Genomic DNA, 26,664 nt, shown 5'->3' with positions numbered 1-26,664 from the left:
CTATACCGACTGTCATTCAAGGGAGAGGCGCCATGGATTGCCTGTTCTGCAAGATCATCAACCGCGAGATTCCCGCCGATATCGTCTATGAAGACGATGACGTGCTGGCCTTCAACGATATCAATCCCCAGGCGCCGACCCACCAGTTGGTGATTCCCAAGCGCCATATCTCGACCCTCAACGACATTGCCGAGCAGGACCTGGCGCTGATCGGTCGGTTGCAGTACACCGCGGCAACCCTGGCCAGGCAGGCGGGCTTCGCCGATGAAGGCTACCGGGTGGTGATGAACTGCAACGAGCGGGGTGGGCAGACGGTTTATCATGTCCACATGCACCTGATGGGCGGTCGCGACTTCACCTGGCCGGCGGGGTAATCGGCATCAGGGCGTCGAGCTGACCGAGCCTGCATGCCCGAGGCACCGCTAGCTGCACTGACATGTCTCGGGGCTCTTGCCTTGCGAGGTGGCTGGCGCGCCAGAATTTCGCCACAACTTCTGGCTGCGTCGCGGCTCGGGTAGACTAGAGATAACATCCACGGGGGCCCTCATGAATCGCCAGTTTTCCCGCAATGACCACCTGATCCAGCAGTTCGATACCATTCTGCGCACCCTGGTGCCGCATGCCGCCCAGCCGTCGCGGCCTAGCCCGTCCGCCGGCGTTCAGGACGGCGAGCTAGATGAAGCCGAGCGCGCTCACGCCGTGGGGTTGATGCGCATCAACCACACCGGCGAGGTCTGCGCACAGGCGCTTTATCAGGGGCAGGGGCTGACCGCCAAGCTGGCTGACATCCGCAGCCAGATGGAGCAGGCCGCTCAGGAAGAGATCGACCACCTGGCCTGGTGCGATGCCCGCCTCGAGGAACTCGATGGTCGCACCAGCCTGCTCAACCCGCTTTTCTACGGGGCATCCTTCGGTCTCGGTGCGGTGGCCGGCGCCGTGGGCGACCGGGTCAGCCTGGGCTTCGTCGCCGCCACCGAGGAGCAGGTCGGCGACCATCTCGACGAGCACCTCGAGGCATTGCCGTCGGGCGATCGCCGCTCCCGGGCGGTGCTCGAGAAAATGCGCGAGGACGAGGCCCACCACGAACGCTGGGCCCTGGAAGCCGGCGGCGCGGAGTTCCCGGCGCCGGTCAAGGCCGGCATGCGGCTGATGTCCAAGCTGATGACCACCAGCGTTTACCGGCTCTAGGTCGGGGGCTTGCTTGGCAACTGAGTCACGCCGAGCCTTGTTCTTCCTTCTTCCTTCTTCCTTCTTCCTTCTTCCAGATACGACAACACCCCGCCGGGAGCTCCGGCGGGGTGTTGTCGTTAGGGCAGAACCCGGACGAGCGGCGGCTCAGTCCATATTGCGCGAGTAGAAGATTTCGAGCATCTCCTTGCGCAGGCGACTCTCGATGTTGCGGGCTTCCTCGAAGGTGAGGTCACGACGCGAGGTGCCGAACAAATAGTTGTCGAGTTCGAAGTCCTTCAGCAACATCTTGGTGTGGAACATGTTTTCCTGATAGACGTTGACGTCGACCATCTGATAGGCGTTCTTGGTGTCCTCGGCCAGGTAGTCCTGGATCGAGGTAATGTCGTGGTCGATGAACAGCTTCTTGCCGTCGACGTCGCGGGTGAAACCGCGCACCCGGTAGTCCATGGTGACGATGTCGGAATCGAAGCTGTGGATCAGGTAGTTCAGTGCCTTGAGGGGGCTAATCATGCCGCAGGTCGAGACGTCGATGTCCAGGCGGAAGGTGCTGATGCCGTTGTCCGGGTGGGATTCCGGGTAGCTGTGTACCGTGACGTGACTCTTGTCCAGATGACCGACCACGGTTTGCGGTAGCGGGCCCGGGCCAGGCTCCGTCTGCTCCGGCGCAGGGTCCTCGAGCTCGTGCTCGGCGATCAGGATGGTCACGCTGGCACCGTGGGGCTCGTAGTCCTGACGCGAGATATTGAGCACATGGGCGCCGATGATGTTGGTGACATCCTTGAGGATCTGCGTCAGCCGTTCGGCGTTGTAGAGCTCATCGATGTAATCGATGTAAGCCCGACGCTGCTCTTCGGTCTTGGCGTAGCAGATGTCGTAGATGTTGAAGCTCAACGAACTGGTCAGGTTGTTGAAGCCGTGGAGTCGGAGATTGTTGCTCACGTCCGAGCCTCCCTCAGGTGCTTGAGTGCGTGGTATGCCTGTCGGACTAGGCCGGGGCTGCATGAAAGGCGGGTATTATGCACACCCCGGGGTACGGGCGCACCCGCTCCGGGGAGTTTTCTAACGGGTCACTCTTCTACGATAGTGACGGAGTGTGTCACTTCGACGCCGCCGTTGGTGAGCATGATGGAGGCGCTGCAGTATTTTTCTGCCGATAGCGCCACCGCCCGCTCGACCTGCTTCTCCTTGAGGCCTTTACCGGTAACCGTGAAATGCACATGGATCTTGGTGAAGACGCTGGGCACGCTGTCGGCGCGTTCGGCCTCGACGCTGGCTACGCAGTCGCTGATTGGGGCGCGCGACTTCTCAAGAATCTGCAGCACGTCGAAGGACGTGCAGGCGCCGAGCCCCATCAGCATCATCTCCATGGGGCGGGGGCCGGTGTCGCGGCCGCCGTGGTCGGGGGGGCCATCGATAACCACGCTGTGGCCGCTACCCGATTCGGCGACGAACTGACGGCCGTCGGTCCACTTGACGCTGGCTTTCATGAGGCAACTTCTCCGTCTGGCATCAATAAAGAGGGGATGAACACGTCACTCAAAGGGTGACGCGAGTTCCTTGGCGCCCAACGAGGCGTTTGGCGCTACGTTTAGCGCTACACAAGAAAAAACGAGGCGCTTACTCTGCCATGGCACGCAGCCGGGTATCCAGTTCGGCTAGACGCTCAGGCGTGCCGACATCGACCCAGGCGCCGTGATGGTGGTGGCCCGCCACCCGCCCCGCGGCCATGGCGTCCCGCAGCAGAGGCGCCAGGGCGAAGGCGCCGGGTGCCTGGTTGGCCAATAGCGCTGGGTCGATCAAGCTGAGGCCGGCGAAGGTCAGGCGCGGCGCGCCGCTGGCATCTACTCGACCCGCGGCATCCAGGTGGAAGTCGCCGTCCGGGTGCTGGTCGGGGTTGTCGACCAGCCACAGGTGGGCGAGATCCCCATCAAGCGTAGGCAGTCTTGTGAGATCCGGCGCGCACCAGACGTCGCCGTTGATCAGCAGGAAGGGCGCTTCGCCGAGCAGCGGCAGCGCCTTCTGTATGCCGCCGCCGGTCTCTAGCGGGCTGTCTTCCCGGCTCCAGGCGATGCTGACGCCATGGGCCGCACCGTCGCCCAGCGCCTCGATGATCTGTTCGGCCCGGTAACTGACGTTGATCACCACATCGGTAATGCCGGCGGCGGCCAGGCGCTCGAGGTGGTGAACGATCAGCGGTTTGCCGGCTACCGGCAGCAGCGGTTTGGGGCAGCTGTCGGTCAGCGGACGCATGCGCTTGCCAAGTCCCGCCGCCAGGATCATCGCCTTCATGCCGTCGCCTCCTGAGTCATCACCTCACTGGCCGGTGCCTCGATGCTGCGCGACGCCAGGGCTTCCTCGAGTGCCGGGGTGAAGGTTGAATGAAGCCAGTGGCGCAAGTCGACGAAGGCGGGCCAGGGAGCCAGGCTGTCATCCAGATGTGCAAGAAAGTGGGGCAGGCGCGCGAGGTAGCCAGCCTTGCCGTCGCGCAGGGTCAGGCGACAGAAGATGCCGAGCACCTTGAGGCTGCGCTGGGCCGCCATGGCATCGCACCAGAAGTGGAAGCGTTCGGCGTCGATGGCCGGGTCGAGGCGGCCGTCGACGATGGCACTCTCGCGAAAGGCCGCCTGCCAGTGGTGGAGGGTCGTGGCGTCGAAGCGCCGATAGCGCCCGCGGGTCAGCGAGATGAAGTCATAGGTCAGCGGGCCGGCCACGGCGTCCTGGAAGTCGATCAGCACCAGGGCGTCGTCTTCGAGCATCAGGTTCATGGCATCGAAGTCCCGGTGCACGACGAAGCGCGGCTGCTCCAGGGCGCTGTCTACCAGTTGGGTGACCAGCGTCGTCCAGCCGGGCGGCGAAGCGATGCCCAGCAGGCCATCCAGGCACCATTCGGGAAACAGCTCGAGCTCGCGAGTGAGCAGCGCTGCATCATAGATCGGCAGGGCATCCTTAGGGGCCTTGGCCTGGAGCTCATGGATCAGGGTGATGGCCTTATCGAAGCCGTCGAGAGTGGCCTTGCGTGAAGTGAAGCTATTCTGCAGTGGGGTGTCGCCCAGGTCATCGAGTGCCAGGAAGCCCATGTCCAGATCCGCGTGATGCACTCGCGGTACCGGTAGCCCGGCGGCCAGCCAGTCGGTGGCGATGGCAAGAAAAGGCCGGCTGTCTTCTTGCGCCGGCGGGGCGTCCATCAGGATGCGGGTGGCACCGTCAGGCAGCGTCAGACGATAATAGCGGCGAAAGCTGGCGTCGCCGGCGGCGAGGGTCAGCCTTAGCGCGTCGGGGGCCAGGCCGTATTGCTCGGCCGCCCAGGCGGTGAGGGGGCCAAGGCGCGCGGGGTCTGCCGAGGTCATGGGCTCTCCTGTGGTGATGCGTGTCGCGGCGTTGTTGTTGACGCTCACCCGGGCGCAACGCATGCTGAAATCCGTGTTCGCCAGTGGCCGGATCATCGACAGACAGCAGCGGCGCCGGCCGAGCGGTGGCAGACAGCCGAGATTCGGCCTGTATAATACCGATTTCACCCGTCAAGGACAGCGAGGAAGATGGGCAAGCGACTCTACTGGACTGCCCTGGCCGGTCTCACCGCCGTCGCCGGCGGCAATGCCCTGGCAGCGCCTCCGGCGCCCCTGCCAGCGGAACAGCTCGACTGGCAACCCTGGGGCGATGATGCGCCGTCGGATGCGCTGTGCCGCGGCCACTACGTGATGCCGGCATATCGGCTTCCGGCCGCCGACACCCCCGGCGATATCCGTTCCTCCTCGGATCGGGCCCGCTATGGCGAAGACGGCTCGGTGAGTCTGGCCGGCGAGGTACTGCTGCGCCGCGGTAACAGCCAGGTCGAGGCCCCTGCGGTGCGCGTGGGTCCTGCACGCGAGCGTGCCCAGGTGACGGGGCCGCTGGCTCTGCGCGATCAGGGGCTGCTGGTGCGCGGCGACGCCGCCGAAGTGGCACTGCAAAGCGATGCGGCGTCGGTCGATGGCGCGCACTATGTGGCCCATGAGGCTCGCCTGCGCGGCGACGCCCAGCGGCTGGCCCGTCTCGAAGACGGCCGCTATCAGCTCACCGACGCCAGTTTCACCACCTGTGAGCCGGGTAGTCAGGCGTGGCGACTGGTAGGCAACGACATCATGCTGGATCGCGAGAAGGGGTACGGGACCGCGACTCATGCTCGCCTCGAGGTCCAGGATGTGCCGGTCTTCTACTGGCCTTGGGTGCGCTTCCCGATCGATGATCGACGCCAGAGTGGCTTCCTGTGGCCGGTGATCAGTGCCTCGGGCGATGGCCTCGACTATTCCCAGCCCTATTACTTCAACCTGGCGCCGAATTATGACGCGACCCTGACGCCGCGCTTCATCAGCGATCGTGGCTTCCTGCTGGGCGGCGAGTTCCGCTATTTGCAGGATGACCATTCACAACAGGGCTATGCCGGCACGATCGAGGGCGCCTATCTTGCCAATGATCAGGGCAAGACCTCCTCCAACCCCAACGATCCGCCGGATGCCTTCAGCGGTGAGGATCGCTGGTACCTGGACTATCGCCATCAGGGCCGTCTGAGCCCACGGCTGGACTACCAGCTCGCTTACGGTGCAGCCAGCGATGGGCGCTACTTCGATGATTTCGGACGCGATTTCGGCGAATCCGATACCGCCTACCTGCCGCGACTGGCGCTGTTCGACTACAGCGGAAAGACCTGGCAGCTCGAAGCCCGCGCCCAGGGGTATCAGCGGCTCGACTACCCGCTGGCCGAGCGTGACAAGCCGTTCTACCGCCTGCCGAGCCTGACCGCCAATGCCCGCTGGGATCAGGACAGTGGCTTCTATCAGCAGTGGCGCTCCAATGCGACTTACTTCTGGCGTGATGTCATCGAGCAGCAAGTGCCGTTGCGCGAGGCCGCGACCGGTAGCCGTGTGCATTTGGCGCCGGCGCTTGGTTGGCGCGGCGATCCCAGCTGGGGCTTTCTGGAGCCCAAGGTCGAGCTGCTGCACACCGCCTATGAGCTCGACTACGGCAACCTGAATACCGATCGTGACACCACGCTTTCGCGGACCGTGCCGGTCAGCTCGCTGGATAGCGGCCTGGTCTTCGAGCGTGATCTTTCGGCCTTCGGTGATGGCTACCGACAGACCCTGGAGCCGCGCCTCAACTATGCCTATGTGCCGGCCGAGGATCAGCAGGCGTTTCCAGATTTCGATACCAACGAGCAGGCCTTCTCCTGGGGGCAGCTGTGGTCGCCGTATCGCTTCTCCGGTGTGGACCGGGTGGGCGATCTTAACCGCCTATCGGCCGGCCTCAGTTCCCGGTTCCTCGAGGATGACAGTGGCCGCCAGCGCCTCGATATCGGTGTCGGCCAGGGGTTCTACTTCGAAGATCGCAGTATCGACATGAACGGCGACCCGGATACGCTCCCGGATCGCGACACCAATTACGCGGCCTGGTATCGCGCGACCCGGGACCGTACGCCGCTGGTGACGAATATCGACTGGCAGATCAGCGATTACTGGAGCACCCGCTACGCCTGGCTCTATGACACCGAGCGGCAAGTGACCGAGCGCAACGGGGTCGACCTGGCCTACCGGGATCCCCGCGGCCATGTACTGAACCTCGGGTATCGCTGGGAGCTGCAGGGCTTCGACCCCTCTGCCGACGACCCCGAGGATCGGCTCGGCTACAACCGCGAAGAGTTCGATGTCTCCTTCGCCCTGCGAGCCAGTAAACAAGTCGACCTGATCGGCCGCTACCTGTATGACAACACCAACGGCCGCTCCCTGGAGCGCCTGGCGGGTGTGCAGTGGAACGACTGCTGCTATGGTCTGCAGCTGGTATGGCGTGACTGGGTCGAGGACAACGACACCGCCAATACCACCGCCGACGACTACACCGATCGCGGCATCTTCCTGCGCTTCATCTTCAAGGGCCTCGGCGGAGTGGGCCAGGAAGCCGACAGTTACTTCGAGCGGGCCATTCCCGGCTATCGCTCCACCGCCTTTTGAGCGCCCCGGCGCGAAGGCATCGACACACGAGACGAGTCAATGAGGTATATATGCGCAGTCGACTGATCGCCCCGCTGGCCATGGCCCTGATGATGGCCCTGCCCTTGGGCGTGGCCCCGCTGACGGCAACGGCCCAGCAGTTAAAGCCGCTCGATCACATCGTGGCAGTCGTCAACGAGGGCGCGATCATGTACAGCGAGCTCGAGAGCCGAGTCGCCCGGGCACGTGACCAGCTGTCCAAGCGCGGCGTCACACCGCCAAGCAATGCGGCTCTCGAGCAGCAGGTGCTGGATCGTATGATCGTCGAGGAAGTCCAGCTGCAGATGGCCCGTGATGCCAACCTGAGCGTCGACGACACCGAGCTTAATCGCACGGTGCGTGGCATCGCCGAGAACAACGGCATGAGCCTCGAGCAGTTCGCCGATAGCCTCGAGGCCGATGGCCTGACGCTGGCTGCAGTGCGCGAGGACGTGCGCCGCGAGCTCTTGATGCGCCAGCTTCAGCAGCGCCGGGTCGCTAGCCGGGTCACCGTCAGCGAGCGCGAGGTGGATCGCTATCTGGAGCAGCAGGGCGCCAACGACGACGTGCGCTATCGCCTGTCGCACATCATGATCGCACTGCCCCAGTCGCCCAGCCAGGCGCAGATCGACGATGCCCGCGCCAAGATTGAGGGCTTGCGTCGCCAGCTTGAGAACGGCGCCGACTTTGCCAGTCTGGCGGCCGCCGAGTCCGATGGTGGCCAGGCGCTCAACGGCGGTGATCTGGGCTGGCGCGCGGGTGCCGAGATACCCAGCATCTTCACCGACGCAGTGCCGTCGCTGGATGTGGGTGAGGTCTCTGCGCCGATCAGAAGCCCCAGCGGCTTCCACCTGGTCAAGCTCGCCGACCGCGAAGGCGGCCAGGGCCGCAACCTGACCCAGCGCGACCAGGTCCGCCAGACCCTCTTTCAGCGCAAGGCCAATGACGAGATGGAGGTCTGGCTGCAGGAGATTCGCGCCGGCGCCTACATCGACAATCGCCTGAATGAGTCCAGCGCATCATGAACCCGCCGGTACTGGCGCTGACCACCGGCGAACCCGCCGGCATCGGCCCGGAACTGGCGCTGATGCTGGCCGCCGAGGGCATCGCAGGTGTGGCGCCTGATGCAGACCCTGGCGCCGCTCCGGATTTCACCATCGTGGCGGTGGGGGACCCTTCGCTGCTCGAGGCGCGGGCGCAACAGCTGGGGCTGGGCGTGACGGTGCGGGTGCTGGCGCCGGGCGAGTCGCCGCCGGCGCCATGCTCCGGCGTGCTGCCGGTGTGGCCGGTGGCCCTCAAGGCGCCGTGTCGTGCCGGCGAACTCGATCCCGCTAACGGCGCCTATGTACTCGAAACGTTGGACCTGGCCATCGCCGCCTGTCGTGAGGGCCGGGCTCAGGGCATGGTCACCGCGCCCTTGCACAAGGGCGTGATCATCGACGGCGGCCAGGCCGGCTTCACCGGCCATACCGAGTACCTGCGCGATGCCTGCGGGGTCGAGGAAGTGGTAATGATGCTCGCCACCGACCAGGCGCTCCACGGCCAGCTCGATGGTCCGGCGCGCTGCGCCCTGCGGGTGGCACTGGCCACGACGCATCTGCCGCTGCGCGAGGTAGCCGATGCCATCACCGCCGAGGGGCTGAGTCGAGTGCTGCGCATCCTCGATGCCGACCTGAAGCGCTATTTTGGCCTCGCCGCACCGCGCCTCAAGGTCTGTGGGTTGAATCCCCATGCCGGCGAGGACGGTCATCTGGGGCGCGAGGAACTCGAGACCATTACCCCAACGCTTGAGCGCCTGGCAACCGAAGGGCTCGACGTGCGTGGTCCCTATCCCGCCGATACCCTCTTCACCCCGCGACATCTCGATGACGCCGATGCGGTGCTGGCGATGTATCATGACCAGGGACTCGCTGTGCTCAAGTACGCAGGCTTCGGGCGCGCCGCCAACATCACCCTGGGCTTGCCGCTGGTGCGCACCTCGGTGGATCACGGTACGGCTCTGGATCTTGCCGGTCGCGGCGTCGCCGACACTGGCAGCCTGCGCGTCGCCATGAACCTGGCGGCTGAAATGGCCGCGTGCGACACCCTGTCCTAGCCGGCCTCGACCGTGCGTTTATTCCCGCAAGCGTGCTTAGCCGCCATCGCAGATCGGTGTCGGGCTAGCTGTCGGTAAGCTCTAACCCCTGTCAGAACCAAAGGATCATCCATCGCATGTCTTCACGCCCACCCATGCATCGGGCCCGCAAGCGCTTCGGCCAAAACTTCCTGCGCGATACGGGCATCATCTCGCGCATCGTGCGGGCCATCGACCCCCGTGCCGGCGAGCGCCTGGTCGAGATCGGCCCCGGCCAGGGAGCGCTGACCGAGCCGCTGATCGACGCTGCCGGCGGCGCCCTGGAGGTGATCGAGCTCGACCGCGATCTGATCCCCGGCCTGCGTGTGCAGTTCTTCCAATACCCTGATTTCGTGATTCACGAGGGCGATGCCCTGGCCTTCGACTTCGCCGCCCTGCGTGGCGACGGCCCGGCGCTGCGGGTGGTGGGTAACCTGCCCTACAACATCTCCACGCCGCTGATCGTGCATCTGCTCGAGACCACCGGGGCGATCGCCGACATGCACTTCATGCTGCAGAAGGAAGTGGTCGAGCGCCTGGCCGCCGAGCCCGGCAGCACCCACTGGGGACGGCTGTCGGTGCTGGCACAGTACCATTGCCAGGTCGAGTCGCTGTTCGTGGTGCCGCCGGAGGCCTTCGTGCCGCAGCCCAAGGTCGAATCGGCCATCGTGCGGCTGGCACCCCATGAGACCTTGCCGCATCCGGCCAAGGATCCGGCCCTGCTGTTCGATCTGGTCCGCGAGGCCTTTGGCCAGCGCCGCAAGACCCTGCGCAACAACCTCAAGGGGCGCGTGTCCGCCGAGGCCCTGGAAGCGCTGGGCATCGATTCGACCCGACGCCCGCAGACGCTCTCCGTCGAGGAGTTCGTTCGCATTGCCGACCACCTGGCCGAGGAGGTCGCATGACTGACAGCCACCGCGAGGCGACGATGGCGGCGCTCTCCGTCGATGTCGAGCCGGCCTTTCGCGCCGAGGAGTCCGATGAGGCCGAGTCCCGCTACGTGTTCAGCTACACCGTCACCGTGCACAACCACTCGTCTCACAGCGTGCAGCTGCTGGCGCGGCATTGGAAAATTACCCAGAGCAGCGGCAAGGTGCAGGAAGTGCGTGGCAAGGGCGTGGTCGGCAAGCAGCCCATGATCGGCCCCGGCCAGACCTTTTCCTATACCAGCCGCGCGGTGCTGGATGGGCCGGTGGGCGTGATGGAAGGTGACTATACCTGTGTCGATGCCGCTACCCAGCAGCACATCGAGGTGCCCATCGCCCCCTTCCGTCTGGCCGGTCCCCATCAGGTGCATTGACCGCGGCCGGCGCGACTGCAAGTCTGGGTCGGCACGGGCAGTGCCTTGTCCTATGCGTCATGCCGGGCGATGTCGGCGCCATACCGGCTTCCGGTGCTGCCATATCGGGGCTTGAGCCGCCACCCGGTCACGTCAGGGCACCGCGTTATCACCCGTTTCACCCGCTACGTCATCAGGAGATGTCATGACCACCTATGCGATCGGCGATCTGCAGGGCTGCCACCGGGAGTTCGTGGCGCTGCTTGAGCGGCTCGACTTCGCGCCGGGCCGCGATCGACTATGGTTGGCCGGCGATCTGGTCAATCGTGGGCCAGGCTCGCTGGACTGCCTGCGCGAGGTGATCGCTCTGGGTGATTCGGCACAGGTGGTGCTCGGCAATCATGACCTGCATCTGCTGGCGGTCGCTCGCGGTGGTGCATCGACCAAGCGCTCCGACACCCTGGCGCCGATTCTCGAGGCGTCGGATCGCGAGGCATTGCTCGACTGGCTGCAGCAACAGCCGCTGATGGTGCGCGAGCCACGCGAGGACGGCGACACGGTGATGTGCCATGCCGGTCTGCTGCCCGAATGGTCGGCCGCCAAGGCCCAGGCGCTTGCCGGAGAGGTCGAGGCGCGGCTCGCCGCTGACGCCGGCGACTTCCTCGAACGGATGTACGGCAATCGCCCCCACCGCTGGCAGGATGATCTCGACGGCATCGAGCGCGCGCGCTTCATCGTCAACGCCTTCACGCGCATGCGCTTCGTCGATCCCGACGGGCATCTCGACTTCTCGGCCAAGGAGGGGCTCGACTCGGCGCCGGATGGCTTCGCCCCCTGGTTCAGCTATGCCCGCGAGGACGATCCGCATATCCTTTTCGGCCACTGGGCGGCGCTGGAAGGGGCGACCCCCGGCAGCCAGGTGCGCGCCGAGGCATTGGACACCGGATGCGTGTGGGGCGGCAGCCTGACCGCGCTGGATCTCACCACCGGCAAGCGGACCCGTCAACCGAGCCTTTCACGGGGCTGATCGCCCCGCGTCCTTCTTTCGCTTCTTGCTGTTTTATCCTCTTTACCCATGGAGCTACCATGAGCGCGACGCCCTTCGAGCACCTGGATATTCCCACCCTGAAAGCCTGGCTGGACGAGGGGGAGCCGCTGACGCTGGTCGATATCCGTGATCCGATGAGCTTTGCCCGCGGCCATATCCCGGCGAGCCGTCACCTGGACAACACAAGCGTCGGTGCACTGCTCGACGAGACGCCCAAGGAAGCGCCGCTGGTGGTGGTCTGCTATCACGGCCACTCCAGCCAGCAGGCGGCGACCTGGCTCGCCGGCCAGGGCTATTCCCGGGTCTACAGCCTGGACGGCGGCTTTACCGACTGGGCCGCCCAGCATCCCACCCGCGTGGCCACGGCACCGGCATGAGCGACGATCGTTTCCTTGACGGTCTCGAGGTCTACTGCGTGGGCGGTGCAGTGCGCGATGCGCGCCTAGGCTGGCCGGTCTATGACCATGATTGGGTGGTGGTGGGCGCAAGCGTCGAGGACATGACTCGGCGCGGTTTTACCCCGGTGGGTCGCGACTTTCCGGTCTTCCTGCATCCCGTGACCCACGAGGAGTACGCTCTGGCACGCACCGAGCGCAAGCGCGGTCACGGCTATACCGGCTTCGTGGTGCATGCGAGCCCCGAGGTTAGCCTCGAGGATGATCTGGCCCGACGCGACCTGACCATCAACGCCATGGCCGAGTCGGCCGACGGCACCCTGACCGATCCTTACCACGGCCAGCGGGATCTCGCCGCCAGACAGCTGCGCCATGTCTCCCCGGCCTTCGTCGAGGACCCGCTGCGGGTGCTGCGCACCTCACGCTTCCTGGCCCGTTATCGGGGGCTCGGCTTTGCTATCGCCTCGGATACGCTGGCACTGATGCGCGAGCTCGCCGATAGCGGCGAGCTTGGCCACCTGGTCGCCGAACGGGTCTGGACCGAAACCGAAAAGGCGCTGGGGGAGCCATCCCCCGAGGCCTATTTCACGGCGCTAGATGATTGCGGGGCACTTGAAGTGCTGATGCCCGAGTTGACCGAAGATCGTGTCGCCCTGGCCGCCGCCCTGGACCGGCTGCATTGCCTGCCGGCGCCACAGGCTGATGGGAAGACCGATGCCGAAGGTGCGGCTGACAGCGAGATAGGTGAGCGGCGCCGCTGGCGCTGGGCGCGGCTTCTCGAGCACCTCGACGGCGACGCCCGGGCCGCGCTGGCCGAGCGTCTCAAGTTGCCCAAGGCCTACGCCGACCTGGCGCGTCAGGCCGCGCGTACCCGAGCCCTGCGTCTGGATAGTGAGGTCGCGCCGCTCACCGCCCGCCAGGTGCTTGACTGGTATGACGGCATCGATGTCTGGCGGCGTGACGAGCGCCTGGCTCCCCAGTTGGCCTTGTTGGCGCTGGACGAACCCGGGCTCGCCCGGCTGCTGGATGCTGCCTATCAGGCAGCGCAGGCGATTGCGCCCAAGGAGTTGCTCGCGGAAGGCTTCAAGGGCAAGGCGCTGGGCGAAGAACTCGACCGGCGGCGCCAGGCGGCGATCGCCGAGGTACTGGCGGACGCTAGCTGAGAGACTGGCTGCGATACAGGTCTTGGGGGCTATATCAATCAACACCACCTTCGCTCTCGAGCGATGGGGCAGGCGGGGGCGAGGGGTGTCGATCAAGAGAACGAAAGTAGCGCCCATGGAAGAGGGCTGCGCACTCGCAGACACCTGCCCTTAAACGCCAGCAGCGTGACCGGGCGCGTCGTCAGACGTTTTTCGACACGTCGGCGCGGGAGATCCACTGCTGTTGCCAGCAGAAGTCCACCGGCCACAGCCGCTGATCGCCGGCATCGAAGGCTTGCCACAGGCGGTCATAGCGCTCGCCACTGAGCGGATGGGTGGCCTCGGGCAGTAGTTCGGCCAGCGGCTTGAGGACGAAGGCATGCTCGGTGATCTCATCGCGAGGCAGTTCGACGCCGTCGTGCTCGCCGGTGAGTGCGCCCACTGTCAGCAGGTCGATGTCGAGGGTGCGGGGGCTGAACTTGGCGCTGTTCTTTACCCGGCCATTGGCGAATTCCAGGCGCTTGCACCAGGCCTGCAGCTCGCCCACCGAGGCGTCGCTGTCAAAGGCCGCCACCAGGTTGTAGAAGTTGCGCCCGTCTTCGAACCCCACCGGCTCGCTCTCGAAGACCCGCGACACGGCAAGCTCGCCGAAAGAGGCTTGAAGGGCGTCGAGGCAGACCCGAACATGCTGCTCGCGCTCGATGTTGCTGCCGATACTAACCGTGACGCGGCTCATGACGGCTCGCCCCGGGTGATGCGCACGCCGACGGCGCTGGCGCTTGCCACGGCACCTGGCTTGCGCACCGTGAGGGCAAGCCAGGCGATGCCGAATTCCTCGCGCAGGGTGGCGGCCAGGCGCTCGGCAAAGGTTTCCACCAGGGCGAAGTCATGCTCGCCGGCGAAGGCGGCGACGCGCTCGCTGATGGCTGCATAGTCAAGCGTCTTGGTGATGTCGTCATCGGCCGCGGCGGGGCGGATGTCGGTGGCCAGTTCCAGGTCGAGGACCAGGCGCTGGAGTATGTCGCGCTCCCAGTCGTAGACTCCGATCACGGTGTCCACTTCGAGCGCCTCGATCAGCACGCAATCCATCAATGCATCCCCCACCTGTCGGTCTGTAAGAATTGCCGGCGCTCGATTGTACGTGAGTCCGCGGGCAGAATCATGACTGGCCGCCGTGACCTTCAGGAGGACCCTCATGTCGCCAAGTCATCTGGCCCTTGCGTTGGGGTCGCTGCTGGCGCTGGGCTATCTTAGCGGCAGCGCCCTTGGCGCGCTGGCAGTGTGTCGGCTGGCCGGGTTGCGCGACCCGCGCCTGGCCGGCTCGCGCAACCCAGGGTTTTCCAATGTGCTGCGCCTCTATGGCGTGCGTCTGGCGCTGGCGACCCTTGCGCTTGATGCCGCCAAGGGCATGCCGGTGCTGTTCGCCGCCCAGGCGCTGGGGCTTTCACCCTGGGCGCAGGGCATGGTGGGGCTTGCGGTGCTGCTGGGCCACAGCTATCCGCCTTGGCACCGCTTTCGCGGCGGCAAGGCGGTGGCCAGCGCCTTCGGGGTGCTGCTGGTGCTGGCGCCTGGGGTGGCGTTGGTCAGTGCCGCCTGCTGGGTCCTACTCGCCTGGCGGGTGCGCACCGCCTCGGTGGCGTCGCTGGCCAGTGCGACTCTCGCACCGCTGGTCAGCCTCTGGCTGGCGCCAGAGTATGGCGGTGTGATCGTTGTCTTCGCGCTGCTGGTGCTGGTGCGTCACGTGTGGAATATCCAGCGCCTGGGGCGTGGCGGGGAACAGGCGCTATCGGCGGATAGTACCCGCAAGGAAGAGTAGGCGCGTGTCGCATCGATCAGGCCGAGGCGGATCCCGCAGGCGTCAACTGATCCAGCGGCCAGCGAGGCACCGCCCGCATGGCGCTGTCGTCCCGCTCGCCGGCCAGTAGCCGTTGAGCGCTGGAATCTTAGAGAGCGCGATCATGGTTGTGAGCCGTGATCAGTGCCCGGCTGGGGTCAACTGATCCAGCGGCCAGCGAGGCACCGCCCGCATGGCGCTGTCGTCCCGCTCGCCGGCCAGTAGCCGTTGAGCGCTGGAATCTTAGAGAGCGCGATCATGGCTGTGAGCCGTGATCAGTGCCCGGCTGGGGTCAACTGGTCCAGCGGCCAGCGAGGCACCGCCCGCATGGCGCTGTCGTCCCGCTCGCCGGCCAAGAGCCGTTGAGCTCCCACATACGCGATCATGGCGCCGTTGTCGGTGCAGAAACGCCCGCGGGGATAGAAGGCCTTGGCGCCCCGCTTGTCGGTTTCCACGGCCAGACGCTCGCGAAGCCGGGTATTGGCGCTGACGCCACCCGCCACCACCAGGCGCTTCAAGCCGGTGGCATCCAGGGCGCGCCGGCACTTGATCACCAGCGTATCGACCACGGCTTCCTCGAAGGCTCGGGCGACATCGGCGCGGGCCTGGTCATCGAGTTTGTCGGCTTCCTTGAGTGAGCGGATCGCGGTCAGGGTGTGAGTCTTGAGCCCGGAGAAGCTGAAGTCGAGCCCCGGCCGGTCGGTCATCGGGCGCGGAAAGCGAAAGCGCGTCGGGTCGCCCTGTTCGGCCAGGCGTGCCACGTTGGGGCCGCCAGGGTACTCAAGGCCCAGCATCTTGGCGGCCTTGTCGAAGGCTTCGCCGGCGGCGTCGTCCACTGATTCACCCAGCAGTTTATAGTCGCCGAGTCCGCGCACCTCGACCAGCTGGGTGTGACCACCCGACACCAGCAGGGCAACGAAGGGAAACGCCGGCGACTCATCCTCGAGCATGGGGGCCAGCAGGTGGCCCTCCATATGGTGCACGCCGAGCACCGGGATATTCAGCGCACGGGCCAGGCCATGGGCGGTAGAGGCGCCGACCATCAGAGCGCCGACCAGGCCAGGGCCTGCGGTATAGGCGATGCCGTCGAGTTCAGCGCGCGTTACGCCGGCACTGTCGAGGACCTCCTCGATCAGCGGCAGCAGTTTGCGGGTGTGGTCGCGGGAGGCGAGCTCTGGCACTACGCCGCCGTAATCGGCATGCATGGCGATCTGACTGTAGAGAGCGTCGGCGATCAGGCCGCGCTCGGTGTCAAAGAGGGCAACGCCGGTCTCGTCGCAGGATGTTTCGATCCCTAATACGCGCATGGTAAGGCCCCAGGCTCATGGTATCTGGCTAACAGTAAACCGCTCATTATACGTGCTTTGTGCGGCATCGGGCACCGGTTGGACGTCAAGGTTTGCAATGTCGTCTGGCCACGACTAGAATACTGTGCGCTGTATGACTGGGTCGTGCGCCCGGGTTCCACCCTGCATTTCGCTTCTTCCTCATGATTCCCTGTGTCGCCCCAAGGCGGCTTGGACGTTATGTTTCAAGCGATGCGAAGAGACTCGAGGCGTGCGTTCAAACCGAACTCATGATTCCAAGGTAGGTGAGTGCTTAATGCCTTCTGTCAAAGTACGTGATAACGAGCCGTTCGACGTCGCGCTGCGTCGCTTCAAGCGTTCCTGCGAAAAAGCCGGTGTTCTGTCCGAAGTGCGTCGTCGCGAGCACTACGAGAAGCCGACCGCCGAGCGCAAGCGCAAGGCAGCTGCCGCCGTCAAGCGTCACGCCAAGAAGCTCCAGCGCGAGCGCAAGCGTTTCGAACGGCTGTATTAATCCGTACTAAGGGCGGCCATGCCGTCCTAGAGGGATGCCAAGCGGCCGCCATACGGTGGCCGTTTGTTTTTCTAGTGGTCGCTTCGGGATGTCCCGAAGCGGGCACTTATCGTCGTTTTTCCAGGATGACTCGCGATGGCCATGGGCCAGATCCCGCAACGCTTCATCGATGACCTGCTCGCCCGTGTGGATGTGGTCGAGGTCGTCGGCGAGCGGGTGACGCTCAAGAAGAATGGGCGCAACCATGCGGGGCTATGCCCCTTCCATCAGGAAAAGTCGCCCTCGTTCACCGTCAGCCAGGACAAGCAGTTCTATCACTGCTTCGGCTGCGGGGCGCACGGCAACGCGCTACGCTTCCTGATGGAGTACGACAACCTGCGCTTTCCCGAGGCCGTCGAACAGTTGGCGGCGCGCCAGGGTATCGAGGTGCCTCGGGAAGGTGCCGACGATCCTCGCGCTCAGGCTCGGGAACAGAAGCGCAAGGAAGGCGTCAATCTTTTAGAGCTGGCGGCAAGCTTCTTTCGCGAGCGGCTGAAGATGCCCGAGGCCGAGCAGGCCAGGGGCTATCTGGAGCGGCGCGACCTGTCGCCCGAGGTGCAGGCAGAGTTCGCCATCGGCTATGCCCCCGATGACTGGGAGGCGCTCAAGCGTCATCTTTCCAGCCAGGGCGTCTCGGAGGCGGTGCAGGTCGAGTATGGCCTGCTGGTTCACCGTGAGGATAGCGGCCGCACTTATGACCGCTTTCGTGACCGGGTCGTGTTCCCGATCCGCGATTTCAAGGGGCGTACCATTGCCTTTGGTGGTCGGGTGCTCGGCGATGCCAAGCCCAAGTACCTGAACTCGCCGGAAAGCCCGGTGTTTCACAAGGGCCGCGAGCTCTACGGTCTCTATGAGGCGCGTCAGGCGAATCGCAACCTTGAGCGAGTGTTGATCGTCGAAGGCTACATGGACGTGGTAGCGCTTGCCCAGTTCGGCATTCGCAACGCGGTGGCGACGCTTGGTACCTCGACCAGCGAGGAACATCTGACGCGGCTGTTCCGCATGGTCGGCGAGGTGGTGTTCTGCTTTGACGGCGACCAGGCCGGACGCCAGGCAGCCAGCCGGGCGCTGGCCAATGTGTTGCCGCTGATGATCGACGGCCGTCAGGCCCGCTTCCTGTTCCTGCCCGAGGGCGAGGATCCGGATAGCCTGGTGCGACGGGAAGGCCCCGACGCCTTTAAGGATCGGGTGACCTGCGCAAGCCCGCTATCGGAGTTTCTGTTCGAGCAGGCCGGCCGCGGACGCGACCTGGCAGGCGTCGAGGACCGTGAGCGCTATGCCAGTCAGGTGCTCAAGGCCATCGAGCAGTTGCCGGAGGGCGTGCTTAAGTCGCTGATGCTCAGCGAGCTGTCCTCGCGCACCGGCGTGGATCAGGCGCGCTTTACGGCGCTGCTGGCCGCCAAGGCACCGGCAGAGCCCTTTGGTCCTGAAGCGGAGGACGATATGCCCGCCGAGGCTTGGGGCGGTCCTGATGAGCGGGCGGCTCGAGGGGGTGCGCCTTTTGCTCCAAAGCGCAGCGGCGCCATGAGTCTGATCGCTCGCGCGCTGCAGCTCCTGGTGCATGAGCCGACCCTGGTCGACCGGCTGCCCGAATCGCTGGACTGGTGCCCCGAGGGGGATGCCGATGGGGCGCTGCTCAAGGAGCTGGTCAAGCTGCTGCGAGCCGGGCGCTATCGCAGTGTGCAAGTGCTGCTGGCGCACTTTCACGGCACTCAGGAGGGTGAGCGTCTGGCGCAACTGGCGCGGCGGGAGCTATTGATGCCGCCGGCGGCGCGGGCAACCGAACTGGATGGCCTGGTGGAGCACTTTTGTCGTGCCCAGTCGCGTCAGACGCCGGAGAGCGAATACGCGGCCTTGTTGGCCAAGGAAAAGGGCGGGCAGCGGCTGTCGCGGGAAGAGAAGCAGCGCCTGATGGAGTTGCTGATGTCGCTCAATCGCTGACGGGCGTCGACACAATTTTGGGGCGGGGTTGAATTGTTGCGTATCAGCACCATCTAAGGGTGTATCGCAAGGCTCCTTCCCGAGCACAACCAAACAACCTAACACACCTGAACGGCACCGCAAACGCAATACTGGCGGAATAGCCCATCTTACCGCTATACTGATCGGCTTTATGGTTTTTTCATGCCTGAACGTTCGGGTGCTTCATTCTTCTTCGTCGAGATAGGGTTTCTATGGCTGGAAATGCGCAGCAGCAGTCACGTCTGAAGGAGTTGATCGCGCGCGGCAAGGAACAGGGTTACCTGACCTATGCCGAGGTCAACGACCACCTTCCTGAGGATATCGCCGACCCGGATCAAGTGGAAGACATCATCGGCATGATCAACGACATGGGTATCAATGTCGTTGAAGAAGCCCCCGATGAAGACACTTTGATGATGTCGGACCAGTCCACCGATGAGCACGCTGCCGAAGAGGCAGTGGCGGCATTGGCGGCAGTGGAAAGCGATGTCGGCCGCACCACCGACCCCGTGCGCATGTACATGCGCGAGATGGGCACCGTCGAACTGCTGACCCGTGAAGGCGAGATCAAGATCGCCAAGCGTATCGAGGAAGGCACTCGTGAGGTGATGTCGGCACTGGCGTACCTGCCGGGTGCGGTCGAGTCGGTCCTCGAGGTCTACGACGGTACGCAGGACGAAGAGGCGCCCGGTCGCCTGTCCGACCTGTTTTCCGGCTTCATCGATCCCGACGAGGGCATTCCCGGCGTCGCCGAGGCTGAAGTCGTCGAGGAGCCAGTGAGCGAGTCCGCCGACGGCGAAGGCGACGAGGATGATGAGGACGCCGAGGAAGAGGAGACCACCAGCGGTCCCGATCCCGAGGAGGCCAAGGCGCGCTTCGAGCAGATTCGCGAGCAGAACGCCGCCGCTCAGGCTGCGATCGATGCTCACGGCCGTGGCTCCAAGCAGGCCAATGCCGAGCAGGCCCGTCTCGCCGAGCTGTTCTCGCCGATCAAGCTGGTGCCCAAGCACTTCGAGCGCCTGGTCGGTCAGGTGCGGATCAGCGTCGAGCAGGTCCGCAATCAGGAGAAGACAATCCTGCAGCTCTTCGTCAAGAAGGGTAAGGTGCCGCGCAAGACCTTCATCAAGTCCTTCCCGGGCAATGAGTCGCGCAGCGAATGGCTGGATGAATTCTTCGAGGCCAATGCGCGCTTCAAGGATCGTCTCGAGCCGTTCCGTGGCGACGTCGCCCGCGCCCAGCGCAAGATCGCCTTCGAAGAAGACATGGTTCAGCTTCAGGTGCCGGAGCTGAAAGAGGTCAATCGCCGCCTGTCGATCGGTGAGGCCAAGGCACGCCGGGCCAAGAAGGAAATGGTCGAGGCCAACCTGCGCCTGGTGATCTCGATCGCCAAGAAGTACACCAACCGTGGCCTGCAGTTCCTCGACCTGATCCAGGAAGGCAACATCGGCCTGATGAAGGCGGTCGACAAGTTCGAATACCGTCGCGGTTACAAGTTCTCGACCTACGCCACCTGGTGGATTCGTCAGGCGATCACCCGTTCGATCGCTGACCAGGCGCGCACCATCCGTATTCCGGTGCACATGATCGAGACCATCAACAAGCTCAACCGCGTATCGCGGCAGATGCTGCAGGAGATGGGCCGCGAGCCGACGCCGGAAGAGCTTGGTGAGCGTCTCGAGATGCCCGAGGACAAGGTTCGCAAGGTGCTCAAGATCGCCAAGGAACCGATCTCCATGGAGACGCCTATCGGTGACGATGACGATTCGCACCTGGGTGACTTCATCGAGGACGGCACCATGCTGCTGCCCATCGATCTGGCTACCGGCGAGGGCCTGATCGAGGCCACTCGCAACGTGCTCGGCGGCCTGACCGCTCGCGAGGCCAAGGTGCTGCGCATGCGTTTCGGCATCGACATGAACACCGACCACACCCTCGAGGAAGTCGGCAAGCAGTTCGATGTCACCCGTGAGCGTATCCGTCAGATCGAGGCCAAGGCGCTGCGCAAGCTGCGCCACCCGTCGCGCTCCGAGTCGCTGCGCTCCTTCCTCGACGAATAGTTGAGTCGTCGGAGCCTCGCTGGCCGCCGTTCGGGCGGCCAGACCAGAGCAACGGCTGTACATGAAAACGCCCGCAAGCATGGCTTGCGGGCGTTTTTTTATGGGCGCTTCTTACCGACTTAACGACTCATGCGCGCAACGACTATGAGCGCGACGACGTGCGGGTGGCCTCCTCGACCAGCCAGTCGTGTACCGCTTTTACCCGCCGATCATCTAGCGCTCCGGGGACATGAGCGATGCCGTAGCGCTTGCCGGTTGCCACCCGCTGTGAGAAGGGCGCGATCAGCGCGCCGGTCTTCAATTCGTTGGTGATCAGGGTCTGGCGGGCGATGGCGACTCCCATGCCGGAGATCGCCGCGTCCATGGTCAGCTGGTTGCGGTTGAAGGTGTAGCCCCGCCGCACGCTGACGTGGGGGGCGTCTATCTCGCGCAGGAAATGCTCCCATTCCGCATAGTCGCTGCTGCCGCGCCAGGCGGTAACGTCGTGCAGCAGCGGATACCAGGCCAGATCCTCCGGCTGGCGAAGCGGTGGCTTGCCTCGTAACAGTCCCGGGGCACAGACCGGGAAGATCACCTCGTCCATCAGCGGGGTGATGGCGAGCCCGGGGTACTGGCCGTCGTTGAGATCCAGCGCCAGATCGAAGTCGCCCTCGCGCAGCGAGATATTGCTGTCCTCGGCGACCACCTGAAGCTCGATGTCGGGGAAACGAGCCTGCAGTCGTGGCAATCGCGGCATCAGCCACTTGGCGAGGAAGGAGGGCACCGAACGCAGCCTTAAGATGCCGCTCATCACGCCGCTTCGCAGTCGGCGGACCTCGAGCCCCACTGCCTGATAGGCGTCGTCGACCACCAGTGACAGCCGTCGGCCCTCGTCGGTGAGTTCGAGGCGTCGCGGCAGGCGGCGGAACAGCTTGAAGCCGAGCCGCTCTTCGAGCTGCTTGATCTGCTGACTCACCGCGCCGGTGGTGACATGCAGTTCCTCGGCGGCGCGGGTGAAAGACAGGTGACGGGCGCTGACCGCGAAGACCTTCAGCCAGGCATGGGTCTGCGAATTGAGGGAGCGGCTCATGGTTTAGTTATTCTAAAGTCGTGGCAAGTATTTCTGGATTGTATCGGCCAGTGCTCGGGACCACTATAGTTTTAACTGGCCGTGCCGGAAAACTGCCTTTAGCCAAATTGATGCCAATGTCACGCCGGCCTCGCGCCATGCTTATACGATACGAGGTTATTTATGTCCATCAGCGTCTTCGACCTGTTCAAGATCGGTATCGGGCCGTCGAGCTCCCACACCGTGGGCCCGATGCGTGCCGCGCATGATTTCGTCGAAGAGCTGCGGACCCGGGATCTGCTGGAACGGGTAGCCCGCGTCGAGGTGCGCCTTTATGGCTCACTGTCGGCCACCGGCATCGGTCACGGCACCGACCGAGCGGTGATCATGGGCCTGATGGGAGAACGGCCGGATCGCATCGACCCGACCCTCATCGCCCCCTGCATCGAGGAGCTGCTGGAATCCGATAGCCTGCTGCTCGACAACCGGCTGGCGATTCCTTTCCTTTGGGCCCGAGACATGCAGCTTCATGATGAGTGCCTGCCACACCATCCGAACGCCATGCGATTGATCGCTCACGGTCACAGCGAGCCACTTTACGAGAACACCTACTACTCGGTGGGCGGCGGTTTCGTGATCGACGAGGCGCAGGCCCAGGACGGCGCGCTGGATACCGATACCACGCCGCTGCCCTATGACTTCAATAGTGCCGGCGAGCTGCTGGCGCTATGCCGCATGCACGACCTGCGTATCTCGGAGCTGATGCTGGAGAACGAGAAGGCATGGCGCAGTGAGCAGGATATCCGCGACGGTCTATGGACGATCTGGCAAGCCATGTGCGATTGCGTGGAGACCGGCTTCGCCAACGAAGGCGTGCTGCCCGGCGGGCTCAACGTCAAGCGGCGGGCGGCCTCGCTTCATCGTCGCCTGGTGGCCATGGAGGGCAGTCACAGCCTGATCACCTCGACCTTCTCGGCGATGGACTGGGTCAACGTCTTTGCCCTGGCGGTCAACGAGGAAAACGCCGCCGGCGGGCGCATGGTCACTGCGCCCACCAACGGGGCGGCGGGCATCATTCCGGCCGTTCTCCACTACTACATGAAGTTCCAGCCCGGCGCCTGCGAACGAGATGTGGTCGACTTCCTGCTGGCCGCCGGCGCCGTGGGCATCCTGTGCAAGAAGAACGCCTCGATTTCCGGCGCTGAGGTGGGCTGTCAGGGCGAGGTCGGCTCGGCCTGTGCGATGGCCGCCGCGGGGCTTGCCGAGGTCATGGGCGGCAGCATCGGCCAGGTGGAAAACGCCGCCGAGATCGGGCTTGAGCACAACCTGGGCCTGACCTGCGATCCGGTAGGCGGGCTGGTGCAGGTGCCCTGCATCGAGCGCAATGCCATCGCCTCGGTGAAGGCCATCAATGCCGCCCAGATGGCCCTGCGCGGCGACGGCGAGCACTTCATCTCGCTGGACAAGGCGATCCGCACCATGCGGGATACCGGCCGCGACATGCAGGACAAGTACAAAGAAACTTCCCGCGGCGGCCTCGCCGTCAACGCCATCGAATGCTGATGCCGGCGGGCCTTGCCCGTCGCCGATCAACCCTTTGGGCGCCCGGTAGGGTGCCCTTTTTTTGTCTTTTCCCGTGGTTTTTTCTCGCTCAGGTCTGCTCAGCGTCTAACCGGCAGTACTTCATGGATATGCGCGACCATATAGTCGACAAACTGGCGCACCTTGGGCGAGAGATGACGATGACGTGGATAGACCGCCCACACCGCAGTGTCGCTATGGCGAAAGTGGTCGAGCACCGACACCAGCTCGCCGCTGGCGAGGTGCTCCTCGACGTAGTAGTCCGGCAGTTGGGCGAGTCCCAGGCCCTTGAGGCTGGCATCGAGCAGGGCAGGTCCCGAATTGGCCTGCCAGCGGCCGCCGACGCGGACTTCGCGGCGCATGCCGTCGACTTCGAATAGCCATTGGTCCCGGGAGCCGAGCAGGCAGGAGTGATTGGCGAGCTCAGCCAGCGAATGGGGTCTCGAGACTTGGGCAAAGTAACCCCGCGAGCCGACCACGTACTCGCGGCGCTCGCACAGGCGCCTGGCGATCAGCGTCGAGTCCTTGAGCACGCCCATGCGAATCGCCACGTCATAGCCCTCATCGATCAGCTCGACCCGGCGATTGGTGAAGTGCATGTTCACCTCGAGTTGGGGATGCTGGCGCTGGAAATCGTTGACCAGCGGGGCGATGAAGCGCTCGCCGAAGGTGGTCGATGAGGTCAGCTTGAGCACGCCCTTGGGGCGGGAGTGAAAGTCGTGGACCGCCGCCTCGGCTTCCTGGAAGCCGTCGAACAGATGGCGGCAATGCTCGAAGTAGAGGGTGCCCGCGTCGGTCAGGTGCAGTTGCCGCGTGGTACGGTAGAGCAGGGTGGTGCCAAGCTGATTCTCGAGCTGGCCGACCAGCCGGCTGACGTGCGAGGTCGAGACCTTGAGTGCCCGTGCGGCGGCGGAAAAACTGCCCAGGCGAACCACCTCGACGAAAGCTTCGATACGATCCCAGCGTTGCATTTGGTAAACGGCGCTCCCTGATCTTTGCTGAGTGACAATAATCTTGTGTGGTTCAGCCAGTTTATCGTGACAGCCGCTCTCGCCTAGACTGGTTTCAGTTTTGTTGGGCAGCTCTTTCCTGCCCGGCCGATGAATGTTCCTACATCCTACTGTCAGGAGTCGCCATGAAATCTCGTGCCGCTATCGCACTGGAAGCCGGCAAGCCGCTGGAACTCACCGAAATCGACGTCGAGGGTCCAAAGGCCGGCGAGGTGCTGGTACGCATGGTCGCCACCAGTGTCTGCCACACCGATGCCTACACGCTGTCCGGCGCTGACCCGGAAGGTCTGTTCCCGTCGGTGCTCGGCCATGAAGGCGCGGGCATCGTCGAGGAAGTCGGTGAGGGCGTGACTGGCCTGGTGCCGGGCGATCACGTCATTCCGCTCTATACGGCCGAGTGCGGCAAGTGCAAGTTCTGCCTCTCCGGCAAGACCAACCTGTGCAGTGCGGTGCGTGCCACCCAGGGCAAGGGCCTGATGCCGGATGGCACCTCGCGCTTCTCCGTGGACGGCAAGTCCCTGCATCATTACATGGGCTGCTCGACCTTCTCCGAGTACACCGTGGTGCCCGAGGTCTCGTTGGCCAAGGTGTCCAAGGAAGCCCCGCTGGACAAGATCTGCCTGCTCGGCTGCGGCGTGACTACCGGTATCGGCGCGGTCATGAACACCGCCAAGGTCGAGCCGGGTTCCACCATCGCCGTGTTCGGCCTCGGTGCCATCGGCCTTGCGGTCATCCAGGGCGCGCAGATGGCCAAGGCCAGCCGCATCATCGCCATCGACATCAACCCGGACAAGTTCGAGCTGGCCCGCCAGTTCGGCGCCACCGAGTTCATCAACCCGAAGGACTACAGCGATTCCATCCAGCAGGTCATCGTCGAGCTGACCGACGGCGGCGTCGACTACTCCTTCGAGTGCATCGGCAACGTCAACGTCATGCGCTCGGCACTGGAGTGCTGCCACAAGGGGTGGGGCGAGTCGATCATCATCGGCGTCGCCGGTGCCGGCGAAGAGATCTCCACCCGGCCGTTCCAGCTGGTCACCGGTCGAGTCTGGAAAGGCTCCGCGTTCGGCGGCGTCAAGGGCCGCACCGAGCTGCCGGGCTATGTCGACCGCTACATGAAGGGTGAGCTGAAGATCGACGAGTTCATCACCCAGGACATGCCGTTCGAGAAGATCAATGAGGCCTTCGAACTGCTGCATGCCGGCAAGAGCATTCGCAGCGTACTGCATTACTGAGCGAAGGAGACGCACTCATGAGCATGTCTGAATCCCTGGAACTGGTATCGGCTACCAAGAGCTTCGGCGGCTGGCTCAAGCGCTACAAGCATCACGCGCGGGCGCTGGACTGCGAGATGGTGTTTTCCATCTACCTGCCGCCTCAGGCCGAAAGCGAGCGGGTGCCGCTGATGTGGTGGCTGTCGGGGCTGACCTGCAACGACGAGAACTTCATGCAGAAGGCAGGCGCTCAGCGTCTCGCCGCCGAGTTGGGGATCGCCATCGTCTGCCCGGATACCAGCCCCAGGGGGCTGGATCTGCCCGGTGAGCACGATAGCTACGACTTCGGCAGCGGCGCCGGCTTCTATGTGAACGCTACCCAGGAGCCCTGGGCCAAGCACTATCGCATGTACGACTACGTGGCCGAGGAACTGCCGTCGGTGGTGCGTCAGCACTTCCCGGTCAACGGCCGCGAGTCGATCAGTGGGCACTCCATGGGCGGCCACGGGGCCCTGGTGTTGGCGCTGCGTCGGCCCGGGCAGTATGCCGCGGTGTCGGCGTTCGCGCCGGTGGTCAATCCGATCGAGAGCCCTTGGGGGCAGAAGGCCTTCACCCACTATCTGGGCGAGGACACCCGTGCCTGGACCCAGTACGACGCCTGCGAGCTGGTAGCCAAGGGCGCCTCGCGCCAGCCGCTGTTCATCGATCAGGGCGAAGCCGACAATTTCCTCGAGGAACAGCTGATGCCCGAGCGGTTGGAGGCGGCATGTGAAAAACGTGATCACCCGCTGACTCTGCGTCGGCATGCCGGTTACGACCACAGCTACTTCTTCATCGCCACCTTCATCGAGGATCACCTGCGCTACCACGCCGAACGGCTGCACCGTAAGCGTTGATTGTGCCCCTCCGGGCCACGCTGTCACCGAGGCGG

General features: G+C 64.5%; 26 protein-coding genes. 17 read left to right on the top strand and 9 right to left on the bottom strand.

Annotated elements, in window-relative coordinates; genetic code table 11:
- Nucleotides 1-32: 32 nt before the first annotated feature.
- Nucleotides 33-374: a histidine triad nucleotide-binding protein gene (locus BCL93_RS03260; protein ID WP_112053697.1), complete on the top strand. Its 342-nt coding sequence runs from the start codon at nt 33-35 to the stop codon at nt 372-374.
- A 172-nt stretch (nt 375-546) separates the two neighbouring features.
- Complete coding sequence (coq7, locus tag BCL93_RS03255; RefSeq protein WP_112053696.1) at nt 547-1,188, top strand: 2-polyprenyl-3-methyl-6-methoxy-1,4-benzoquinone monooxygenase; 642 nt, start codon at nt 547-549, stop codon at nt 1,186-1,188.
- A gap of 147 nt (nt 1,189-1,335) precedes the next feature.
- Here the strand turns inward: coq7 and speD are convergent, their stop codons facing one another.
- The 4 genes from speD to BCL93_RS03235 form a co-directional block, all read right to left on the bottom strand.
- Nucleotides 1,336-2,130, bottom strand: a complete 795-nt coding sequence (gene speD / locus BCL93_RS03250; protein ID WP_112053695.1) for an adenosylmethionine decarboxylase — start codon at nt 2,128-2,130, stop codon at nt 1,336-1,338.
- A 128-nt stretch (nt 2,131-2,258) separates the two neighbouring features.
- Nucleotides 2,259-2,678 carry an OsmC family protein gene (locus BCL93_RS03245; protein WP_112053694.1) on the bottom strand — a complete coding sequence of 140 codons (420 nt, stop codon included), beginning with the start codon at nt 2,676-2,678 and terminating at the stop codon, nt 2,259-2,261.
- Nucleotides 2,679-2,808: 130 nt separating this feature from the next.
- Nucleotides 2,809-3,480: an N-acetylmuramate alpha-1-phosphate uridylyltransferase MurU gene (gene murU / locus BCL93_RS03240; protein WP_112053693.1), complete on the bottom strand. Its 672-nt coding sequence runs from the start codon at nt 3,478-3,480 to the stop codon at nt 2,809-2,811.
- Nucleotides 3,477-4,538, bottom strand: a complete 1,062-nt coding sequence (locus BCL93_RS03235) for an aminoglycoside phosphotransferase family protein (RefSeq protein ID WP_112053692.1) — start codon at nt 4,536-4,538, stop codon at nt 3,477-3,479. Before BCL93_RS03235 ends, murU begins: the two co-directional genes overlap by 4 nt.
- Nucleotides 4,539-4,727: 189 nt before the next feature.
- Here BCL93_RS03235 and BCL93_RS03230 point away from each other — a divergent pair, with 189 nt between their 5' ends.
- From BCL93_RS03230 to BCL93_RS03195, 8 genes are all read left to right on the top strand, one after another.
- Entirely contained in the window at nt 4,728-7,175 is a 2,448-nt protein-coding gene (locus BCL93_RS03230) for an LPS-assembly protein LptD (RefSeq protein ID WP_112053691.1), read from the top strand.
- 50 nt (nt 7,176-7,225) lie between these two features.
- On the top strand, nt 7,226-8,218 hold the full coding sequence (locus BCL93_RS03225) for a peptidylprolyl isomerase (RefSeq protein ID WP_112053690.1): 993 nt from the start codon (nt 7,226-7,228) through the stop codon (nt 8,216-8,218).
- Nucleotides 8,215-9,288, top strand: a complete 1,074-nt coding sequence (pdxA, locus tag BCL93_RS03220; protein WP_112053689.1) for a 4-hydroxythreonine-4-phosphate dehydrogenase PdxA — start codon at nt 8,215-8,217, stop codon at nt 9,286-9,288. The genes BCL93_RS03225 and pdxA overlap by 4 nt, the downstream gene beginning before the upstream one ends.
- Nucleotides 9,289-9,404: 116 nt before the next feature.
- Nucleotides 9,405-10,211, top strand: a complete 807-nt coding sequence (gene rsmA, locus BCL93_RS03215; RefSeq protein WP_112053688.1) for a 16S rRNA (adenine(1518)-N(6)/adenine(1519)-N(6))-dimethyltransferase RsmA — start codon at nt 9,405-9,407, stop codon at nt 10,209-10,211.
- Nucleotides 10,208-10,606 carry a Co2+/Mg2+ efflux protein ApaG gene (apaG, locus tag BCL93_RS03210; RefSeq protein ID WP_369700293.1) on the top strand — a complete coding sequence of 133 codons (399 nt, stop codon included), beginning with the start codon at nt 10,208-10,210 and terminating at the stop codon, nt 10,604-10,606. The genes rsmA and apaG overlap by 4 nt, the downstream gene beginning before the upstream one ends.
- Nucleotides 10,607-10,790: 184 nt before the next feature.
- The gene (locus tag BCL93_RS03205) at nt 10,791-11,612 is read left to right on the top strand and encodes a symmetrical bis(5'-nucleosyl)-tetraphosphatase (RefSeq protein WP_112053687.1); all 822 of its coding nucleotides are present in this window, start codon (nt 10,791-10,793) and stop codon (nt 11,610-11,612) included.
- Between the two features lie 59 nt (nt 11,613-11,671).
- Complete coding sequence (glpE, locus tag BCL93_RS03200; protein ID WP_112053686.1) at nt 11,672-12,010, top strand: thiosulfate sulfurtransferase GlpE; 339 nt, start codon at nt 11,672-11,674, stop codon at nt 12,008-12,010.
- Nucleotides 12,007-13,191 (top strand): polynucleotide adenylyltransferase, encoded by a 1,185-nt coding sequence (locus BCL93_RS03195; RefSeq protein ID WP_112053685.1) that lies wholly within the window; start codon nt 12,007-12,009, stop codon nt 13,189-13,191. The genes glpE and BCL93_RS03195 overlap by 4 nt, the downstream gene beginning before the upstream one ends.
- 181 nt (nt 13,192-13,372) lie before the next feature.
- Here BCL93_RS03195 and folK read toward each other — a convergent pair whose 3' ends face one another.
- Together folK and folB are read right to left on the bottom strand one after the other, a co-directional pair.
- The gene (gene folK / locus BCL93_RS03190; RefSeq protein ID WP_112053684.1) at nt 13,373-13,906 is read right to left on the bottom strand and encodes a 2-amino-4-hydroxy-6-hydroxymethyldihydropteridine diphosphokinase; all 534 of its coding nucleotides are present in this window, start codon (nt 13,904-13,906) and stop codon (nt 13,373-13,375) included.
- Nucleotides 13,903-14,259: a dihydroneopterin aldolase gene (gene folB / locus BCL93_RS03185; protein ID WP_112053683.1), complete on the bottom strand. Its 357-nt coding sequence runs from the start codon at nt 14,257-14,259 to the stop codon at nt 13,903-13,905. The genes folK and folB overlap by 4 nt, the downstream gene beginning before the upstream one ends.
- 106 nt (nt 14,260-14,365) lie before the next feature.
- On the opposite strand from folB, the gene plsY reads away from it, so the two are divergent.
- Nucleotides 14,366-14,986 (top strand): glycerol-3-phosphate 1-O-acyltransferase PlsY, encoded by a 621-nt coding sequence (gene plsY, locus BCL93_RS03180; RefSeq protein ID WP_112053682.1) that lies wholly within the window; start codon nt 14,366-14,368, stop codon nt 14,984-14,986.
- A gap of 293 nt (nt 14,987-15,279) precedes the next feature.
- Here plsY and tsaD read toward each other — a convergent pair whose 3' ends face one another.
- Entirely contained in the window at nt 15,280-16,311 is a 1,032-nt protein-coding gene (gene tsaD / locus BCL93_RS03175; RefSeq protein ID WP_112053681.1) for a tRNA (adenosine(37)-N6)-threonylcarbamoyltransferase complex transferase subunit TsaD, read from the bottom strand.
- A 295-nt stretch (nt 16,312-16,606) separates the two neighbouring features.
- Between tsaD and rpsU the strand changes: the two genes are divergently transcribed.
- The 3 genes from rpsU to rpoD all read left to right on the top strand — a co-directional run bounded on the left by rpsU (nt 16,607) and on the right by rpoD (nt 20,880).
- Complete coding sequence (rpsU, locus tag BCL93_RS03170) at nt 16,607-16,822, top strand: 30S ribosomal protein S21 (RefSeq protein ID WP_016416934.1); 216 nt, start codon at nt 16,607-16,609, stop codon at nt 16,820-16,822.
- A 135-nt stretch (nt 16,823-16,957) separates the two neighbouring features.
- Nucleotides 16,958-18,802: a DNA primase gene (dnaG, locus tag BCL93_RS03165; protein ID WP_258395945.1), complete on the top strand. Its 1,845-nt coding sequence runs from the start codon at nt 16,958-16,960 to the stop codon at nt 18,800-18,802.
- 233 nt (nt 18,803-19,035) lie between these two features.
- Nucleotides 19,036-20,880: an RNA polymerase sigma factor RpoD gene (gene rpoD / locus BCL93_RS03160; protein ID WP_112053680.1), complete on the top strand. Its 1,845-nt coding sequence runs from the start codon at nt 19,036-19,038 to the stop codon at nt 20,878-20,880.
- A gap of 142 nt (nt 20,881-21,022) precedes the next feature.
- Here rpoD and BCL93_RS03155 read toward each other — a convergent pair whose 3' ends face one another.
- A complete protein-coding gene (locus BCL93_RS03155; RefSeq protein WP_112053679.1) occupies nt 21,023-21,949 on the bottom strand; it encodes a LysR substrate-binding domain-containing protein in 927 nt (308 codons plus the stop codon).
- A gap of 162 nt (nt 21,950-22,111) precedes the next feature.
- Between BCL93_RS03155 and BCL93_RS03150 the strand changes: the two genes are divergently transcribed.
- Nucleotides 22,112-23,491, top strand: coding sequence for an L-serine ammonia-lyase (locus BCL93_RS03150; protein WP_112053678.1), 1,380 nt, complete (start codon nt 22,112-22,114; stop codon nt 23,489-23,491).
- A 98-nt stretch (nt 23,492-23,589) separates the two neighbouring features.
- Here BCL93_RS03150 and BCL93_RS03145 read toward each other — a convergent pair whose 3' ends face one another.
- A complete protein-coding gene (locus BCL93_RS03145) occupies nt 23,590-24,480 on the bottom strand; it encodes a LysR family transcriptional regulator (RefSeq protein ID WP_112053677.1) in 891 nt (296 codons plus the stop codon).
- A gap of 164 nt (nt 24,481-24,644) precedes the next feature.
- Here BCL93_RS03145 and BCL93_RS03140 point away from each other — a divergent pair, with 164 nt between their 5' ends.
- Nucleotides 24,645-25,754 carry an S-(hydroxymethyl)glutathione dehydrogenase/class III alcohol dehydrogenase gene (locus BCL93_RS03140; RefSeq protein ID WP_112053676.1) on the top strand — a complete coding sequence of 370 codons (1,110 nt, stop codon included), beginning with the start codon at nt 24,645-24,647 and terminating at the stop codon, nt 25,752-25,754.
- A 17-nt stretch (nt 25,755-25,771) separates the two neighbouring features.
- A complete protein-coding gene (fghA, locus tag BCL93_RS03135) occupies nt 25,772-26,629 on the top strand; it encodes an S-formylglutathione hydrolase (RefSeq protein ID WP_112053675.1) in 858 nt (285 codons plus the stop codon).
- Nucleotides 26,630-26,664 lie beyond the last annotated feature (35 nt).

This window comes from Onishia taeanensis (genome assembly GCF_003268885.1).
Lineage (GTDB): Bacteria > Pseudomonadota > Gammaproteobacteria > Pseudomonadales > Halomonadaceae > Onishia > Onishia taeanensis_A.
The sequence above is the reverse complement of the archived record's forward strand: the minus strand, read 5'-3'. Positions and strand labels throughout refer to the sequence as shown.

What these genes read in the sequence shown, in the direction of transcription:
- BCL93_RS03260 (WP_112053697.1), top strand. Translation starts at nt 33, where the DNA reads ATGGATTGCCTGTTCTGCAAGATCATCAACCGCGAGATTCCCGCCGAT.
- coq7 (WP_112053696.1), top strand. Translation starts at nt 547, where the DNA reads ATGAATCGCCAGTTTTCCCGCAATGACCACCTGATCCAGCAGTTCGAT.
- BCL93_RS03245 (WP_112053694.1), bottom strand. Translation starts at nt 2,678, where the DNA reads ATGAAAGCCAGCGTCAAGTGGACCGACGGCCGTCAGTTCGTCGCCGAA.
- murU (WP_112053693.1), bottom strand. Translation starts at nt 3,480, where the DNA reads ATGAAGGCGATGATCCTGGCGGCGGGACTTGGCAAGCGCATGCGTCCG.
- BCL93_RS03235 (WP_112053692.1), bottom strand. Translation starts at nt 4,538, where the DNA reads ATGACCTCGGCAGACCCCGCGCGCCTTGGCCCCCTCACCGCCTGGGCG.
- BCL93_RS03230 (WP_112053691.1), top strand. Translation starts at nt 4,728, where the DNA reads ATGGGCAAGCGACTCTACTGGACTGCCCTGGCCGGTCTCACCGCCGTC.
- BCL93_RS03225 (WP_112053690.1), top strand. Translation starts at nt 7,226, where the DNA reads ATGCGCAGTCGACTGATCGCCCCGCTGGCCATGGCCCTGATGATGGCC.
- pdxA (WP_112053689.1), top strand. Translation starts at nt 8,215, where the DNA reads ATGAACCCGCCGGTACTGGCGCTGACCACCGGCGAACCCGCCGGCATC.
- rsmA (WP_112053688.1), top strand. Translation starts at nt 9,405, where the DNA reads ATGTCTTCACGCCCACCCATGCATCGGGCCCGCAAGCGCTTCGGCCAA.
- apaG (WP_369700293.1), top strand. Translation starts at nt 10,208, where the DNA reads ATGACTGACAGCCACCGCGAGGCGACGATGGCGGCGCTCTCCGTCGAT.
- BCL93_RS03205 (WP_112053687.1), top strand. Translation starts at nt 10,791, where the DNA reads ATGACCACCTATGCGATCGGCGATCTGCAGGGCTGCCACCGGGAGTTC.
- glpE (WP_112053686.1), top strand. Translation starts at nt 11,672, where the DNA reads ATGAGCGCGACGCCCTTCGAGCACCTGGATATTCCCACCCTGAAAGCC.
- BCL93_RS03195 (WP_112053685.1), top strand. Translation starts at nt 12,007, where the DNA reads ATGAGCGACGATCGTTTCCTTGACGGTCTCGAGGTCTACTGCGTGGGC.
- folK (WP_112053684.1), bottom strand. Translation starts at nt 13,906, where the DNA reads ATGAGCCGCGTCACGGTTAGTATCGGCAGCAACATCGAGCGCGAGCAG.
- folB (WP_112053683.1), bottom strand. Translation starts at nt 14,259, where the DNA reads ATGGATTGCGTGCTGATCGAGGCGCTCGAAGTGGACACCGTGATCGGA.
- plsY (WP_112053682.1), top strand. Translation starts at nt 14,366, where the DNA reads ATGTCGCCAAGTCATCTGGCCCTTGCGTTGGGGTCGCTGCTGGCGCTG.
- tsaD (WP_112053681.1), bottom strand. Translation starts at nt 16,311, where the DNA reads ATGCGCGTATTAGGGATCGAAACATCCTGCGACGAGACCGGCGTTGCC.
- rpsU (WP_016416934.1), top strand. Translation starts at nt 16,607, where the DNA reads ATGCCTTCTGTCAAAGTACGTGATAACGAGCCGTTCGACGTCGCGCTG.
- dnaG (WP_258395945.1), top strand. Translation starts at nt 16,958, where the DNA reads ATGGCCATGGGCCAGATCCCGCAACGCTTCATCGATGACCTGCTCGCC.
- rpoD (WP_112053680.1), top strand. Translation starts at nt 19,036, where the DNA reads ATGGCTGGAAATGCGCAGCAGCAGTCACGTCTGAAGGAGTTGATCGCG.
- BCL93_RS03155 (WP_112053679.1), bottom strand. Translation starts at nt 21,949, where the DNA reads ATGAGCCGCTCCCTCAATTCGCAGACCCATGCCTGGCTGAAGGTCTTC.
- BCL93_RS03150 (WP_112053678.1), top strand. Translation starts at nt 22,112, where the DNA reads ATGTCCATCAGCGTCTTCGACCTGTTCAAGATCGGTATCGGGCCGTCG.
- BCL93_RS03145 (WP_112053677.1), bottom strand. Translation starts at nt 24,480, where the DNA reads ATGCAACGCTGGGATCGTATCGAAGCTTTCGTCGAGGTGGTTCGCCTG.
- BCL93_RS03140 (WP_112053676.1), top strand. Translation starts at nt 24,645, where the DNA reads ATGAAATCTCGTGCCGCTATCGCACTGGAAGCCGGCAAGCCGCTGGAA.
- fghA (WP_112053675.1), top strand. Translation starts at nt 25,772, where the DNA reads ATGAGCATGTCTGAATCCCTGGAACTGGTATCGGCTACCAAGAGCTTC.